Below are 14,993 nucleotides of genomic sequence, written 5' to 3' on the forward strand. Positions count from 1 at the left end.
TGGCCTGTCGGGAATCTGAGCATGACGGCCCCCGATCCACAGCCCACAGTCCACAGCACACAACCCTCTCTCGAATCCCGCTTCCGCTCCGGCGACCTGCGTGCGCTCTCCCGCGCCCTCACGTTGGCCGAGGCTGGCTTGCCCGCCGCCCGGCCTTTATTGCGTGTGGCACGCGAGCAAGCAGCCCGCAAGCCCGGCATCGTACTGGGCATTACGGGCAGCCCCGGCAGCGGCAAAAGCACCCTCACCGACGCCCTGATTGCCCACCTGCGCGGGTTGGGGCAGCGGGTGGCGGTGGTGGCCGTCGACCCCAGCAGCCCCTATTCGGGCGGCGCGATTCTCGGAGACCGCATCCGGATGCTGCGCCACCACGCCGACGCGGGCGTGTTCGTGCGCTCTCTGGCGAGCCGGGGAGCGTTGGGCGGCCTGTCTGCACGCACGATGCAAGTGCTGGCGCTGCTGGAAGGCGCGGGTTTCGACTGGGTGATTCTGGAAACGGTGGGTGTGGGCCAATCGGAGGTGGATGTGGCCTCGGCCTGCGACCATACACTGCTCGTTCTGACCCCGGCGGGCGGCGACGGTGTGCAGGCGTTCAAGGCGGGCATTATGGAAATTGCCGATGTGATCGCCGTGAACAAGGCTGATTTGCCGGGTGCCGACCGAACCGTGCGCGAACTGGTGGCTGCGCAGGGCCTCGGCGCACACGACGAACACACCTGGTTTGCACCCGTTCAAAAAACGGTGGCGGGTGCAGGGCAGGGCAGACTGGAGCAGGGCAGCACAGGACAGGGGTTGGAGCCGACAGGAATTGCCGGATTGGTCGCCGCTGTACTGGCCCACCGTGTCCATCTCGGCGCGGCAGGTCTGACCGGGCGCCGCACCCGCCGCGCCGAATTCGAGGTTCGCTCGCTGGTGCAGGAGCGGTTGCTGCGCCGCGCCCGTGATACCAGCGCCGACCTTTATGCCCGTGTGGCACGCGGAGAACTGGACGCCGATGCTGCGGCTGATGCTTTGCTGGGAAGTCAGCTTTGACCGCCCGCCAACTCGCCCCCATTCTCTTCGCCTTCCTGATCGTGCAGCGGCTCCTCGAACTGCGGCTGGCACGCGCCAACGAACGCTGGGCGCGGCAGCAGGGCGCAGTGGAATATGGCCAGGCCCATTACCCGCTGTTTTTTATTCTGCACCCCACCTGGATGCTGGCCCTGCTGCTAGAAGGACGCAAGAGGGGTGGGCGCGTGCATTGGCCGATACTGGCGCTGTTCGTGCTGGCGCAACCGCTGCGCTACTGGGTCATTCGCACGCTGGGGCGTTACTGGAATACCCGCATTCTGATCGTGCCGGGTGGAAAGCGCGTCACAGGTGGGCCATTCCGCCTTCTACCGCATCCAAACTATGCTGTGGTGGCCCTGGAAATCGCCGCCGCACCGCTCGCTGTCGGCGCGTGGCGAACCGCACTTGCTTACACGGTGCTCAATGCTGCCCTGCTGCTGCTGGTGCGCCTGCCTGCAGAGAATGCCGCGCTGAGAGGTTACAGGGTTGATCAGACCTCGCCAGCTTGAGCGGAATTGTGGAGTTTGAATCGCGTGGCCCAAGGTTAGGATTCATAGCCCATAGGAGCGCCTGAGCGGTAATGGTCTCTGCCGGTTATGCTCAGCGGGCCATGCTCTGGGGCGTTCGGCGCTCGAAGACCAGGCCCACCGGGGTATCGGCCAGTTGAACCGCCGACAAGACTGTTACGTTGTGCAGTTCCAGTCGAATGCGGCCAGCGGCGTTGGTGCGCTCTACGGCGGCCAACACCGAAATTACATTCATCCCTTTCTCGGCGCACAGCAACATTATTTCCAACTCGGCCAACCCGTCTGTCAACTGCTCGGTCACGATCACCACTTCTCCGCTCGCATCTCCAGTATCCAGAAGCGTCCAGTGGCCCGTGGAGATGCTTCTGGCTGTGTGTAGGGCGGGAAGGCCGCGTGCTCGGGCCAGCGACTGTGCCAGCTGCTGTGCGGCGGGAAGGGCGACCACCCCATCAAATTCCGGGAGCAGGGCTCCAAAACGGCTTGCTACTTCTGTCCAGTCATGGGTCTGTAATCCTGCCAGACGTGTCCGAACCCCTTCTTCAGAAGGCAGAGCGGTGGCGATCACTTCCCGGAACTTCAGCATCACAGCCCTAGACTACGCTGCTAAAGCCTTCATTCGTCGGAAAGCTGACCTGAACTCAGTTCAAACGTTTCAAACATCGGTGGAATGACCGGGGTGAATATCAAGGCGAGGGTCTGAGCACTGGCCCGCACTACTGGACACGGCATGGGTGGGTGCCGCACGCAGGCCGCAACAAGGGGAGTAGGGTGCAGACCATGCAGGCTCCCGTTTCTCCTTCGTCGGCGCAGGCCCCCAATCAGGCCATAACTGCCCACACCGTCACCCGGCAGGCCACTGCCGTCGCGTTGGCCGTTACGGCGGGGCACTTTATCAACGACGCGTATGGGGCCATGCTCACGCCCCTGACTCCGGCACTCCAGAGCAAATTTGGGGTCAGCATCGCCGCCGTCACGCTGTTGTCCAGCGTATTCTCCCTCACCAGCAGCGTAATGCAGCCTCTGTTGGGCGTCGTCGGAGAACGGCTGGATCGCCGTTACGCCGCCGCGCTCGGCCCCCTGATGACCGGAATTGGACTCACCTTGATGGGCTTTGTGCCCTGGTTCGGCGCACTGGTGCTGCTGGTGGCGGTCGCGGGCTTCGGCAGCGGCTTTTTTCATCCGGCGGGGGCAGCTTATGTGGCCCAAAACAGCCCACCCGACAAGCGCGGCCTGTGGGCCAGCATTTTTAGTGCAGGCGGCACAGGCGGCATGGCGCTTGGGCCAGTGTTTGCGGGCGTGGGCCTCACGCATCTGCCGTGGTTCGCCCTGATCGGGGCGGTCATTGCTGCCATTACTTTCGCCGTTACGCCTTCCGGCAAGCAGAGCAGCAAGCGCGTAGGGGCTGCCGAATATCTGCGAATCTTCCGGGGGCCAATCGTGTGGCTGTGGGGCATGGCGGTGCTGCGCTCTCTGGCCAGCATGGGCTACAACGCCATGTTGCCGTTTATGCTGCTGGCGCGTGGGTTCGGAGCGCGGGAAGTGGCCCTGACACTGGGCGTGTACGCTGTTGCCAGCGCCATCGGCGGCATCGTGGGTGGGCGAATCAGCGATAAGCGCGGGCGGGTTCCCGTGCTGCGGGCGGCTATCCTCACCACCATTCCGTTTTTTGCCGTCCTGATTCTCAGCAGTCCGGCCAATTGGTGGTATTACCCCCTGACCTTCGTGGTTGGGGCCGCCGTGAACGCCAGTATTCCAGTGGGTGTGGTCGCCGCGCAGGAATACGCGCCCGGTCATGTGGCGGTGGCAAGTTCTATCATGATGGGTTTTTCGTGGGGCTTTGCCGGCATCCTGATTTTCTTGGTGGGCGCGTTGGCCGATGTCACCAGCCCGACAACAGCGGCGTTGGTCAGCCTGAGCCTGCTGATTCCCAGCGCCCTGATTGCCTACAGGTTGCCGGAACCGCAGCGGGCGGCCTTCAACTAAGAAGGGCGGTCAGTGGTGGGCAGAAAGTAAAAGGGGCAAAAGCACGGGCTTGAGAAGCCCCAGCGTTTGCCCCTGACCTTCCTTAGACTTTCAGATCCTCCCCCCTCAGACCAAGCCCCCGGAAACTGAGCCCCCCGCCCCTGTTCACCCGCCCGCGCCCAATTTGCCCAGCCACACGCCCACGCCAAATACCACTGCGCCGCCCACGATCACCTGAACAATGGTCTGGCGCAACGGGCTGTGCATATAGCGCCAGCGGATCAGCGCGATAATCAGCAGTTCGACGATAACCACCACGTAGGCCAGCGTCAGCGCGGTTTGCAGGTCGGGAATCAGGAAGGGAAGTGTGTGCAGCATGCCACCCAAAATGGTAGCCGCGCCCGTAATGACGCCGCGTGCAAAGGGTTTGCCGCGCCCGCTGACCAGGCCGTCGTCACTGAGGGCCTCGGCCAGGCCCATGCTGATGCCCGCACCCACGCTGGCCGCAAAGCCAACCCAGAAGGCGTCCATTGGATTTCCGGTCAGTCCAGCGGTGGCAAAGATCGGGGCCAGAGTGCTGACGCTGCCGTCCATCAGGCCGAGCAGAGCAGGCTGCACCTTTTGCAAAATAAAGGCCTGATCGTGTGCGGGGGGCCGGGTAGCGGGGGGAGTAGGCAAGGCGTCGGGCATAAGACAGTCTAGCCTTAATAGGAATTATTCTCAATAAGGAGATTGATAGAGCCCTGTGAAGCCTATCTCCTCTTCCCGCCGTATCCTGAACTAACCGTGACTTCTGCACCTTTTCCGCCCGCACCGTCTGCCCAGCGCCGTTACGCTGTGGTGCTCAATCCTCACGCGGGGCGCGGCCTCGCCTCGCGCGAGTGGCCCCGGTTGGAAGGAGAGTTACAGGCCCGCCGCTTCGACTTCGAACTGATTTCGGCGGGGTCGGGGGACGACGCATTGGCCCGCGTGCAGGCGCTGCCCGCAGATGTGGCGGTGCTGGCTGTCGGTGGAGACGGCACGGTGGGCGCACTGTTGCCCGCATTGATCGGCAACGGGGCGCGGCCCCTGGCGATTGTGCCGCTGGGCAGTGGCAACGATTACGCCGGAATGTTGGGCCTGAAAGCGGGCCAGTTCGGAGAAGCCCTGGATCGCCTGAGCTACACGCCGCGCCGGGTGGATGCGCTGGAAGCCACCGTGACCGAAGGCGCGGGCGCGGGTGTGCCCCGGCTGCTCCTGAACGGCCTCGGCATGGGTTTCGACGCACAGGTGGCCGCCACCATGCTCCGCGCCCCCGCCCGCCTGACCGGCTTTGGCCGCTACCTGTGGGGCGCGTTGGCTGCCCTGCGCGACCTTCAACTCACTGACCTGACCCTGAGCGTAGACGGCCAGACAGTGTATTCCGGCCCCAGTTGCCTGGCTGCTGTTATGAACGGCACCCGCTACGGCGGCGGTTTTCTGATCAGCCCACAGTCGGACGCGCATGACGGCAAACTGAATGCCCTGGCCAGCGGCCCCGTGACCCGCCCGCAACTGCTTGGCCTGATGGGACGGGTGCTGCGCGGCACGCATCTGGGCCAGCCCCGCGTCTACCACGCCACCGGGCAGGCCGTGACCATTCGCTGGGCCGCGCCCACCCACCTGCACCTCGACGGCGACCTGTCGGGCGAAGTCAGGGAAATTCAGGTGCGGGTGCTAGCGGGCGCGGTGACGTTGCTGAACGGGTAGTGGGTTGCCGGGTGTGGGGAGTAAAGAACGTGGATCGTGGAACGTGGTTTGATTTCTCCCACGATCTACGATCCACGTTCCAGAGTGCCTTACTTCAGCGTCGCAAGTTTGGCTTTGGCGGCGTCCAGATCACGCTTTTGCCAGAACGTGTCGGCGGCGATGGTCACGGCTTTTTCCAGTTGCACGGCGGCGGCGGCCTTGTTGTTCTGGCTCAGCAGGGCGTTGGCGTACTCGATGCGGTGAACGGCTACGTTGGGTTCGAGGGCGATGGCCTTCTCGAAGTTGGGCGTAATTTGCGACTTGCTGCCGCCGATGGCGCGTCCGGCCACACCTTTCAGGCCGCCGACGTCCAAGTTGGCGTGCCACAGACCCAACGCCACGTACACGCCCGCCAATTTGGGGTTCAGCTTGCTGGCCTGATCCAGATTTTTCTTCATGTCCTGGCCGAGGGGGAGGCTCTGAAATACGCCGCTGTACTGCGCGAGGCGGCCCTGAGCGCGGGCCAACTCGAAGTAGGCTTCGGCGTTGTTGGGGTCAAGCTTGATGGCCTGCTTCGCGTAGTTCTGGGCCTTCTCGAATAAGGCTTTTTTGGCGTTGTCGGCGCTCAGGGCTGCTCCGCCCGTCGTGGCTTCAGCGGCCAGCGCAAAGCCGTTGCTGGTGTTCAGGGCGACGGCAGCGGTGGCGGCTTCTTGCCATTTGCCGGAGTCGTACAGGGCTTTGGCAGCCTGCTGAGACTGCGCGTGGGCCACGCCCGAAACGGCAGTCAGGGTCAGGGCGAAGGTCAACAGGGGGCGTTTCGATAGAGCTAGGCGCATGGTAATTCCTCCGGGACAGTGGGTGGTGGGTAATGAGGTGAGTTCAGCCGACAGACATCAGATGACCGCCGGAACCCCTTGCAAGTTAAAAAGCTGTACCGAGTATACACATCCGTACCCCGAAAGTCTGATGGATACGTCAGGAACGGTCTGCACAGGTCGTTATGAACCGGGTGCAACGGCTCCGGGCTGGGGTGGTAGGCTCAGGCCACCTTGATTCCGTCGTTTCTGGACTGCATGTGCCGTTCTCCTTCCTGTGCGGGCGGGTATGGGCGGGCCTGACGCTGCGCCGCTCGACTGGCGCGGCATGTTGGCCGATTTGCGTGCCCATCTGCCGCCCACACCCGGCACGGCGGGAGCAGTACGCGGCAGCCTGCGCTGGCTGGAATCAGAAATGCGGGCGCGCGGCGCAAATCCGGCGTCGGTGCGGAATATTGTTTACCGCGATATAGGCACGCCCGCCGACAAATCAGCGCTGGCAGGCATTCTCACGGACTTGGCGCGGGAAGCAGGCCGTCCCTTACCTACTGCCTCGTTGCCCCGTGCCCCCACCCCCCTGCCCGATGAACTGGAACTCCTGGGCCGCAGCAAAAAGCGGGCTTACAAGCAGTTTTTGGCCGGGGTGCGGGCGGGAAGGACGCCCCGAATGATCGTGACCGGGCGGCAGGGGGCAGGCAAAACGGTGCTGCTGGATCATGTGGCGTCGGCGTTGGCTGCCGAGCATAGGGCGGTGTTACGGCTCTCGCTGGCGGGTGACGCTTCCGAGCAGTTGCCCGCTTCCCCCGCTGCTGGACGTTCTTTTGCAGCGTTGGCGGCGGCTCAGGCCGAAGCCGCCCGCGCTGCGTTGCTGGGCCGGGCGGGATCAGATGGGGCAGGGGTGCTGCTGGCCCGTGTCACAGCCGATCTGAACTGGGCCGGAGACCCGCCCCGCTTGCCCGATGGCACGCCCGTTTCGGCGGCGCTCTGGGCCACCGAACATCTGCTGCGCCGCGCTCCGGCAGGCCTGGCCGTGTTGCTGGCCCTGGAAGATGCGGCAGAATTAAAAGCCCACTTGCCCACGGGCGGGGCAGAAGTCATCGAACTGCACCCCCCCACGCCCGCCGAGGCCCGCGCCTACCTGATGGCCCGCCTCGGCATTGGCCGCGCCGCCGCCGACGCTCTGGTGCGCGAAACGGGCCGCAACCTAGACCGCCTCACCCTGCTGGCGAGCGTGGGCCGGGGCGAGGCAGGACAGGGCGAAAGTGGCGCGGCGCGGCTGGTGGCCGATCCGGAGATTCGTTCTCTGACAGTGGCTTTGGCAGGCCTGTCGGTAGTGGCGCTGCCTGCCGTGATTCCTGACGCCGTTCTCTGGGCTGCTCTTGGGTTCTCGCCCGCCCGCCTGCCGACCCACGCCCGCGCCCTGCTGTCCGGTTCCTCTGACCTGGGTTGGACACCTGCCGACGTGCTGCGGGCCGCCCTGCCGCTGATTCCCGCCACCGAAGCCCAGGCCGCCGCCCGCCGTCTGGTGGCCGTGTTTGAGGAGCTGGGAGACGAATCTGCTGCCGAACTGTCCGGTTTTGCACTGTCTGGATATGCACTGGCTGCCCTGACCCTGCTGCAAGACTGGCCCGCCCTCGCCGCACAGATCAGCCGCCGCCCGGACGATGCCCGCCACTTGCCGCCGCTGTGGGCCGCCATTCGGGGGAGGAAAGAGAAGGATGGTGCATCGACAGAAGCCTTAGAAATCCTTGCCCGTGCGCTGGCGACCCACCACGCCGGACGGGGCGAATACGGCGATCCCCGCGCCCGCGACGCGCTGTTTACCCTGCTGGAATCCCCCCGCGATCCGGTGCGGGCGTGGGCCAGGGTCAAGCTGGCCGAAAGCAGTGTGGACGCCGGAAACTTTGAGGCCGCACGCGGGCAACTGGCCCACCCCGACCTGAGCAATTTGCTGTCAGAGCCTTCGCTAACTTCATCCTGGCCCATCTCTTCATGGACGGTGGCGGCGCAGGCCGATGCGCTGCTGGTGCAGGCGGCGTTGGCCCGCTGGAGCGGAGATTTGGAGGCCGCGACCCGCGCTGCTGGCGACCCCCGCACCGCGCAAGGTGGCCCGCGTGCGGCGCTGTGGCGTGGCCTGATTGCCAAAGATGCGGGATACTGGCCCGAGGCCCTGAGCGCCCTGCAAAGCGTGCCCCCTTCTAGCCCACTCCTGTCGGCCCGCGCCCGCTACCAGGAAGGCGATCTACGGCTGAGGCTGGGCCAACCCGCCGCCGCCCTGCACGCCCTTCAGGACGCCGCCGAACGCTTGCCCCGCGCAGGCGGAAGCGCCGAGGAAACCGCCCGTGTGCTGGCCCGCGCCGCCACCGCCCAGCGCCGACTGGGGCATCCGGCAGAGGGGCTGGCGTTGCTTCAGCGTGCGCTGGGGCTGCTCTCGGCCACTGACTCTGCCCCGCGTGCAGCCGACCCTCGCCCCCGTGAAGACGCCCTGCCCCGCGCCCGCCTGCTCTCGGAGGGATTGCCGATTTTGCTGGCGCTGGGCCGCCCTGATGAGGCGTTGGCTCAGGCTTCTGCGGCCCTGAGTCTGCTTACGGGACTGCTGACCGTGCCGCTCCGGAATGAGCCGGGGGCACGTCAGGCCGAAGCTGAATACCGCCTGCGCCGCACCCAGTACCGCCTCTCCCTGGCGTACCTGACGCGGGGCATCGGGTTGCCGTACCTCTATCCGTTTTGTGGCCCACGCCGCGATCATCCCGATTTACAGCAGGCACGCACGTTGCTGGACAGCTTGTTGCGCCCTGCCTCTGGGTCGTCTGACACGCCCGAACCAGACCGGGAACAGGTCTTGACCTTCGACATCTTGCTGACGCGGGCGCTGGCCGACCCCCTGCCTGCCGCTGCCCTCCACTTTGCCGAGCGTGCTCTGGCGATGACCGATCATCCTTACGCGGCGGCTCAGGCGCATGCTATCCGCGCCGAAGCGCACTTGCGGGCCCATCAGATTGGCCTGGCGTTGGCCGACATCAACCGCGCCCACGCCCTGCTGCGCCGGGTGTCGTTGGGTGTGGGCGGCTCCGGCCCTCTCCCTGATACACATGCCGCCGATCCGGGGTTGGCCGCACAACTGCTGGCACTAGAGGTACGGGCAACCATCGAGGAGGGTGCGGGTACGTTGCTGTGGCTGCGAACGGCCCTGCAAGACCCGGCCCTCCATCCCTTCCGGGCGGGCGTATGGCGCGAGGCGGGCCGGGCCCTGGAAACCCATCATTCTGCCGCAGAAGACGTGTTGCAGAGGGTCTATCCAGCGCCCAGTCTGGCCCGCGTAGACGCCTTGCGCGTCCGTGACCGCCTGTGGGTCTTGGAATCTGAGACGGGGCGTCAAGATTAAGAATTCAGGGGGCGGGGTTATCGGGTATGCTAGGGGCGTGAGCATCACCGATTCGCAGGCCGGAGGCCGCGCCGCCATCCGACTGCTGCAAGGCTACGTGTGGCATCCTCAGAGCGCCGACGTAGACCTAGAGCACTACCTTCCCCGCGAGCTAGATCTGCCCAAGTCTCCGGGCGCAGCCGACGAGGACGACGCCCATGTGCTGTGGGACATGGTGTCGCCTCCCTTCGCCTTTTTTGAAAACGGCGAACCGACGGCGGCCCAGACTTTTTATCAATTTACGGTGCTGCGTGTGTACGATGACCGCCCCAGCAACGAAGCCCTGCACGGCGACGCCGAAGCCGCCAGCCAGGCGCTGAATCCGCTGCTGGACGGCACGCCGGACGGAGTAGGTTGGCAACTCTGGGAAGATCTGCGGGAGCTATGACGTGAGGGGTTGCCTATGATTGCTTGGCTTGACCTCTTGGCCGAAGGCGACCAGCATCCCCGCCGGTTCGATAGCCCCAATACATTATTGGTCTACTTGACCCGTGTGGAGCGCCTGAGTCCGGAAGCCGCCCAGCACTTGATCGAATTGGGCGAAGTCGGCCCACCGCTGGCCCGCCGCGAATATCAGGTGCGGGCCATGCCGCTGCCGTCGTCTGTTCCCTCGTGACCGAACCCAAATCGGCAGTTCTGGCGACCCACACGGAAGGTTCCGTTGTCGCCATTCCGGTGTACGCGGGCGTCAGCGAATTGGAACTGGGGATTATGGTGGCCGTGTGCCGCCTGTGCGGGGGCGAAGGCGCGACCCGCACGCTGCACCGCTCCCGCGTCAGCATTCTCACGGCGGGGGGCTTGGTCAGCACGCCGCACGTCATGTACGCCGCCCTACCCGAACCCGCCGCCCTGCTTCTTCCCGGTGGCCCCGGAGCCGCCAAAGCCGCCCGCGATCCGTTGCTGCGGGGCTTTCTGGCAGCCCACGCCGGATTGCCCACCGGAATCAGCGGCAGTGGCGTGTTGCTGGCGGGCGAGGCTGGAATGCTGGAGGGCCGCATTCTGGGTGGCCCCGCCGACCTGACCGACCTCCTGTGGGGCTTTTCTCCTGCCGACGTGCGTCCCGGTCAGGTCTTGACCGACGCCCACCTGACCACCACTCCGGGCGGATTTCCGGCCATGTATGCAGCGTTGGCGGTGGCCGGGGCGGTGTGGGGCGAGGCAGCAGCGCGGGAAGCAGCGGAGCGGTTGGGCTGGGACGGTCTGAGCGTCTAAGCGTCAAGGGTCTAAAGTGCCGGGGCGGTGAGATTTTGGGCGGGGTAGACTGAGAGGAATGACCGATAGACCGGTTCTAGCCGAGCCTTCCCCTGCTGTCAGTGCTGCTCCTGATACCACTCCACAACCCTGGCAAGTGACTGGCTCTACCATTTCGTACCAAGACCGTTTTCTGAAGGTTCGCACCGACCAATGCCTGACGCCCGCCGGAGTCGTTGTGCCCACCTATCACGTCATAGAAGCTTTGGATTGGGTGAACGTGCTGGCGCTGACACCGCAGTTTGAAGTCGTGCTGGCCGAGGAATACCGGCATGGCGTGGGTTTGGTGCTGGCTGGAATCCCCGGCGGCAGCAGCGAGAGCGGGGAAGACACCGACCCTGCCCAGGCGGCCCGCCGGGAATTCCTGGAAGAGACGGGGTACGGCTGTTCGCGTCTGATTCAAGTGTCGTCTAGCTTCATCAGCACGGGCACCATGTCCAGCCGCACGCATTCATTTTTGGGTCTGGATGCCCAATGTATAGGCCCACAGCATCTCGACCCAAATGAACAAGTCCGGGTCAGACGGGTGCCCTTTTTGGAGTGGTTCCGGGCGGCCCGAGCAGACGCGCAGCATACCCAGTCCACGCAGCAAGTCACGCATTTGCAGGCCATGTGGGGCACAGTTTCGGTGATTCTCAGTGGGCAGGAGCCGTCTTTAGATCCTTTGCGCGGGCCGCTGATTGAGCTTTTGTCTTCACCTTGATGCTGAGCCTAGTCCCGACTCAGTTTCCCATTTGACCCGCCGACCCCGCGCTAGCCTGAGGGCATGTCCGATTCTGTTCTCCCCATCCCTATCGACCGTCCCCGGCGGTTGCGGCGTTCTCCGGCCTTGCGGGCGCTGACCCGTGAAGTCACGCTGGCCCCGGCGCACCTGATCCACCCCATGTTCGTACACGAAGAAGCCTCCGACACGCCGATTGCCACCATGCCCGGTGTAAGCCGCCACAGCCTGAGCAGCGCCGTAGCCCAGGCGGGAGAGGCGTTGGCGCTCGGCATCCGTTCGGTCATCCTGTTCGGCATTCCGGGCCACAAAGACGCGCTGGGCACGGGGGCTTACGCCGATGAGGGCATCATTCAGCGGGCGGCGCGGGCGATTAAAGCGGCCCATCCTGACCTGACCGTCATTGCCGACACCTGCCTGTGCGAGTACACCGATCACGGGCATTGCGGCCCGCTGTGCGAAATCCGGCCCGACGAATGGACGGTGGACAACGATCCCTCGCTGGAATTGTTGGCAAAAACGGCGGTGTCTCAGGCGCGGGCGGGGGCCGATATCGTGGCTCCCAGCGCCATGATGGACGGTCAGGTGGCGGCGATCCGGGCAGCGTTGGACGCGGCGGGCTTCTCTCATGTTCCGGTCATGAGTTACGCCGTGAAGTACGCCAGCGCCTACTACGGCCCCTTCCGCGACGCGGCGGGCAGCACGCCCAGCGTGGGCGACCGGGCCTCCTACCAGATGGATCCGGCGGGCGGTTACCGCGAGGCCCTGCGTGAAGCGAAATTAGACGTGGCTCAGGGTGCCGATTACCTGATGGTCAAGCCCGCGCTGGCGTATCTCGACGTCATCAAGCTCCTGCGGGACAATTTTGATCTCCCGTTGGTCACCTACAATGTCAGCGGCGAATACGCGTTGATCAAGGCCGCCGCCCAGCTTGGTTTTATGGATGAGCGCCGCACCGTGCTGGAAACTCTGACCGGAATGCGCCGCGCCGGGGCCGACGCCATCATCACCTATCACGCGCTGGACGCCGCCCGCTGGCTGGGAGAATATCTATGACTCAGGCCACCAAAGAGCAGAACAGCATCAACGACCCCATACGCGTGGACTGGATTCCCACCGGAATCTGGCCGGGACGCCTCGGCCTGACCTTTGCGCCCGGCAAAAAGGGCGGCAGCATCTACCAGAATGGCGTGACCCATGCCCGCGACGTAGCCGAAGATATGCACACGCTGGCCCGTGACGGCGTGCAGGTGTTGGCCCCGCTGATCGAAGATGTTGAGTTTGACATGTTGGGCATGGACGGCTACCACGCCGAAGCCGAAGCCCGCAGCATTCTGATCGCCGCCTGCCCGATCGTGGATCAGCAGGCCCCCACTGACCGCGCCGCTTTTGCCGCCTACATCGACGAACTGATGACCTATCTGCTGGATGGCCGCAGTGTGGTCGTGCATTGCCGGGGCGGATTGGGCCGGGCTGGACTGGTAGCCGCCTGCCTGTTGGTGCAGGGCGGAATGCCGCCGAGGGAGGCCATCGCGCTGGTACGGGCGACCCGGAGCCGGAATGCGGTAGAGACGGCGGTGCAGGAACGGTTCGTAGAAGAATTTGGGCGGTGAAGGGCTGACACGCGGTGAGTAGTCAGTGGGGAAGGCGAGCAGGGTGGCAAATCTCTAGGGTTTCCTCATAGATCACCCGAAAACTCCACAACCACCCCCCACCTCCGCTGTTCCTACATCCCACTCCCTACAACCTATTCCCGTCACGGAATCTCCACTTCCCCCCGCCACCCCGCAGGCCGCTCCAGCAGCAGCTTTAGCGGGGTTTCGCCGTGCTTCAGGAGGTAGGTCAGAAAGTTCATCTCGCGTTCCTGTGGCGTGCCATTGGGCAATAGATGGTCTTTTAAGCGGGTGAGCTGGCCGCTGCGGTCATTTTCTTGCCTTGCCAGAGCGCGGGTCGCCAGCGTTTGCAGGTGGGCGATCCGGGCGGTGGTGCGCGTGCGCGTGCGTTCGGCGGCTCCCTCCAGCGTGGGATCGAGGGCCGCAATTTCGGCAGCCAGGGCGTGCAAGTCGGCATCGAGGGCGCTGAGGCGTTCGGCGGTCACGGCTCCGGCCTGGCGTTCCTGCGCCAACGAGCGGCCCAACACACCTTCTGGGTCAGCCTGCACCTGTGCGGCACTGGCATTCAGACGGCGCAGCAGCCGCGCCACATTGGGTTCCAGCCACGTCACGCTCAGGCGGGGCCACAGCAGCGGTTGCTGAAGCCCGTGCAGCGGATAGATCTCTTTCAGTTGTGCCCCATACGCGATTTCGCCGGGGCCGACCACGAAGGCCGCAGTGGGCAGGAGCGCGTCCTGTACGGTGGGCCTCAGCCCTGCGGCGGGGGTCAGGCGCGAGGGGTCGGCGTCCAGCACGGCCAGCAAGTCGGCTTTGGTGTAGCTGCGGGTATCGGTAGAGAAGGTTTTGCCTTCTAGCTTCAGCAGTCGGCGTTGGCCGTCGTCTTCCTCTAGGAACAGGTTGGTGGCCCCCGCCGGGCGGCGCAGTTGCGGCACGAAGCCCCGGCGTTCCAGCGCGGCGGCGGCAGCCTCTATCCGGGCCGAACCTTCCAGCGGGCGCTCCAGTTCACGGGCCAGCGTGGGGGCCATCAGGCGGGCCAGCGCGGGGTGCAGAGGGTCAAGTACCAGCAGGCCAGCCGGGGCCAACAGGCCGTGAATCAGGCGGGCAAATACGTCGGCGTAACTGCCGCCAGCCGCCAATGCCCGTTCGATCCTTCCCTGCACAGCAGCCCTGTATTCCGGCGGCGCGTCGAAAGCGTCCAGCAGGGCCATGACCTGTACTGTCCATTCGGCCCGCCACGGAATACGGCCCACGGGCACGCCTTCCGGCACATCCAGTGTCAGGTGGTGCAGGCGCTCGGAATGATCCAGCAGCGTCGTAGAGGCCACTTCTGCCGCGTCGTGATCCTGGCTGGCAATCCAATACACGGCCACCACAGGCACGGTTTCGGTATGTAGTTGGCGGGCCAAGAGTGCCGCGTCTGCGCCCTTATGCACGCTGTAGGCTGGCCCGGTCAGCAGTCCGGCTTGCTGTCCGGTTACGACCACGCGGGAAGCGGGGTGCGCCAGGTGCGTCAGGGCCGCCTCTGCATGGGCGTCCAGCGTGCCCAAATCTTGGTGATAGGCCCGCAGCGCCGCCGCCAGTGCCGCACGGTCTAGCTCGGGCCGCGTCTGTGCCAGTGCCGCCGCCGTATCGCCCGCCCGCAGCCGGATAAATTCTGCCAATTCGCCTGCCCGGTAAGCTGTTGCCAAGTCTGCCGCCATCCGCTCCGCCTCTTCCTTTTCACCGTTCGGGCCAAGATGATGCCTGCCAGACGGAAGAATCTTGAATTTAGACCCGGCACCGCAAGGAGCGGCACAAGGTCAACCCATGCACGTTAAAGCACCGCAAAACTTAAAGCAACAAACGGCAGGAGAGTGATCTGTGTTGGGTCAAGGGTGCGGGGGAGGGGCGTCGACGTGAGGGAGCAGAATCTACCCACTCAGC

15 protein-coding genes are annotated in these 14,993 nt (G+C 65.0%); 11 read left to right on the forward strand and 4 right to left on the reverse strand.

The window, feature by feature from the left end:
- Positions 1-21 precede the first annotated feature (21 nt).
- Both meaB and M1R55_RS13090 read left to right on the forward strand, forming a co-directional pair.
- Positions 22-1,032, forward strand: coding sequence for a methylmalonyl Co-A mutase-associated GTPase MeaB (meaB, locus tag M1R55_RS13085; protein WP_249392185.1), 1,011 nt, complete (start codon positions 22-24; stop codon positions 1,030-1,032).
- Positions 1,029-1,559, forward strand: a complete 531-nt coding sequence (locus M1R55_RS13090; protein WP_249392186.1) for an isoprenylcysteine carboxyl methyltransferase family protein — start codon at positions 1,029-1,031, stop codon at positions 1,557-1,559. The genes meaB and M1R55_RS13090 overlap by 4 nt, the downstream gene beginning before the upstream one ends.
- Positions 1,560-1,650: 91 nt before the next feature.
- Here M1R55_RS13090 and M1R55_RS13095 read toward each other — a convergent pair whose 3' ends face one another.
- A complete protein-coding gene (locus M1R55_RS13095) occupies positions 1,651-2,163 on the reverse strand; it encodes a hypothetical protein (protein ID WP_249392187.1) in 513 nt (170 codons plus the stop codon).
- 191 nt (positions 2,164-2,354) lie between these two features.
- Here M1R55_RS13095 and M1R55_RS13100 point away from each other — a divergent pair, with 191 nt between their 5' ends.
- Positions 2,355-3,560: an MFS transporter gene (locus M1R55_RS13100; RefSeq protein ID WP_249392188.1), complete on the forward strand. Its 1,206-nt coding sequence runs from the start codon at positions 2,355-2,357 to the stop codon at positions 3,558-3,560.
- Positions 3,561-3,704: 144 nt separating this feature from the next.
- On the opposite strand, the gene M1R55_RS13105 is transcribed toward M1R55_RS13100, so the two are convergent.
- Positions 3,705-4,229: a VIT family protein gene (locus M1R55_RS13105; RefSeq protein WP_249392189.1), complete on the reverse strand. Its 525-nt coding sequence runs from the start codon at positions 4,227-4,229 to the stop codon at positions 3,705-3,707.
- A gap of 96 nt (positions 4,230-4,325) precedes the next feature.
- On the opposite strand from M1R55_RS13105, the gene M1R55_RS13110 reads away from it, so the two are divergent.
- The gene (locus tag M1R55_RS13110; RefSeq protein ID WP_249392190.1) at positions 4,326-5,267 is read left to right on the forward strand and encodes a diacylglycerol kinase family protein; all 942 of its coding nucleotides are present in this window, start codon (positions 4,326-4,328) and stop codon (positions 5,265-5,267) included.
- 89 nt (positions 5,268-5,356) lie between these two features.
- Here the strand turns inward: M1R55_RS13110 and M1R55_RS13115 are convergent, their stop codons facing one another.
- Positions 5,357-6,082 (reverse strand): tetratricopeptide repeat protein, encoded by a 726-nt coding sequence (locus M1R55_RS13115; protein WP_249392191.1) that lies wholly within the window; start codon positions 6,080-6,082, stop codon positions 5,357-5,359.
- Positions 6,083-6,350: 268 nt separating this feature from the next.
- Between M1R55_RS13115 and M1R55_RS13120 the strand changes: the two genes are divergently transcribed.
- The 7 genes from M1R55_RS13120 (at position 6,351) to M1R55_RS13150 (ending at position 13,070) form a co-directional block, all read left to right on the forward strand.
- Positions 6,351-9,446 (forward strand): AAA family ATPase, encoded by a 3,096-nt coding sequence (locus tag M1R55_RS13120; RefSeq protein ID WP_249392192.1) that lies wholly within the window; start codon positions 6,351-6,353, stop codon positions 9,444-9,446.
- 37 nt (positions 9,447-9,483) lie between these two features.
- On the forward strand, positions 9,484-9,873 hold the full coding sequence (locus tag M1R55_RS13125) for a DUF3208 domain-containing protein (protein ID WP_136363998.1): 390 nt from the start codon (positions 9,484-9,486) through the stop codon (positions 9,871-9,873).
- Between the two features lie 15 nt (positions 9,874-9,888).
- A complete protein-coding gene (locus M1R55_RS13130; protein WP_249392193.1) occupies positions 9,889-10,101 on the forward strand; it encodes a hypothetical protein in 213 nt (70 codons plus the stop codon).
- On the forward strand, positions 10,098-10,697 hold the full coding sequence (locus tag M1R55_RS13135; RefSeq protein ID WP_249392194.1) for a transcriptional regulator: 600 nt from the start codon (positions 10,098-10,100) through the stop codon (positions 10,695-10,697). The genes M1R55_RS13130 and M1R55_RS13135 overlap by 4 nt, the downstream gene beginning before the upstream one ends.
- 58 nt (positions 10,698-10,755) lie before the next feature.
- Complete coding sequence (locus tag M1R55_RS13140; RefSeq protein ID WP_249392195.1) at positions 10,756-11,439, forward strand: NUDIX hydrolase; 684 nt, start codon at positions 10,756-10,758, stop codon at positions 11,437-11,439.
- A gap of 63 nt (positions 11,440-11,502) precedes the next feature.
- The gene (gene hemB, locus M1R55_RS13145) at positions 11,503-12,513 is read left to right on the forward strand and encodes a porphobilinogen synthase (RefSeq protein WP_249392196.1); all 1,011 of its coding nucleotides are present in this window, start codon (positions 11,503-11,505) and stop codon (positions 12,511-12,513) included.
- On the forward strand, positions 12,510-13,070 hold the full coding sequence (locus M1R55_RS13150; RefSeq protein WP_249392197.1) for a cyclin-dependent kinase inhibitor 3 family protein: 561 nt from the start codon (positions 12,510-12,512) through the stop codon (positions 13,068-13,070). Before hemB ends, M1R55_RS13150 begins: the two co-directional genes overlap by 4 nt.
- A gap of 143 nt (positions 13,071-13,213) precedes the next feature.
- On the opposite strand, the gene bshC is transcribed toward M1R55_RS13150, so the two are convergent.
- Entirely contained in the window at positions 13,214-14,770 is a 1,557-nt protein-coding gene (bshC, locus tag M1R55_RS13155) for a bacillithiol biosynthesis cysteine-adding enzyme BshC (protein WP_249392198.1), read from the reverse strand.
- Positions 14,771-14,993: the final 223 nt, after the last annotated feature.

Origin of the sequence: Deinococcus sp. QL22 (genome assembly GCF_023370075.1) — a bacterium.
In the GTDB taxonomy this organism is placed as follows: Bacteria; Deinococcota; Deinococci; order Deinococcales; family Deinococcaceae; genus Deinococcus.

What these genes read in the sequence shown, in the direction of transcription:
- meaB (WP_249392185.1), top strand. Translation starts at nt 22, where the DNA reads ATGACGGCCCCCGATCCACAGCCCACAGTCCACAGCACACAACCCTCT.
- M1R55_RS13100 (WP_249392188.1), top strand. Translation starts at nt 2,355, where the DNA reads ATGCAGGCTCCCGTTTCTCCTTCGTCGGCGCAGGCCCCCAATCAGGCC.
- M1R55_RS13105 (WP_249392189.1), bottom strand. Translation starts at nt 4,229, where the DNA reads ATGCCCGACGCCTTGCCTACTCCCCCCGCTACCCGGCCCCCCGCACAC.
- M1R55_RS13115 (WP_249392191.1), bottom strand. Translation starts at nt 6,082, where the DNA reads ATGCGCCTAGCTCTATCGAAACGCCCCCTGTTGACCTTCGCCCTGACC.
- M1R55_RS13120 (WP_249392192.1), top strand. Translation starts at nt 6,351, where the DNA reads ATGGGCGGGCCTGACGCTGCGCCGCTCGACTGGCGCGGCATGTTGGCC.
- M1R55_RS13130 (WP_249392193.1), top strand. Translation starts at nt 9,889, where the DNA reads ATGATTGCTTGGCTTGACCTCTTGGCCGAAGGCGACCAGCATCCCCGC.
- M1R55_RS13140 (WP_249392195.1), top strand. Translation starts at nt 10,756, where the DNA reads ATGACCGATAGACCGGTTCTAGCCGAGCCTTCCCCTGCTGTCAGTGCT.
- hemB (WP_249392196.1), top strand. Translation starts at nt 11,503, where the DNA reads ATGTCCGATTCTGTTCTCCCCATCCCTATCGACCGTCCCCGGCGGTTG.
- M1R55_RS13150 (WP_249392197.1), top strand. Translation starts at nt 12,510, where the DNA reads ATGACTCAGGCCACCAAAGAGCAGAACAGCATCAACGACCCCATACGC.
- bshC (WP_249392198.1), bottom strand. Translation starts at nt 14,770, where the DNA reads ATGGCGGCAGACTTGGCAACAGCTTACCGGGCAGGCGAATTGGCAGAA.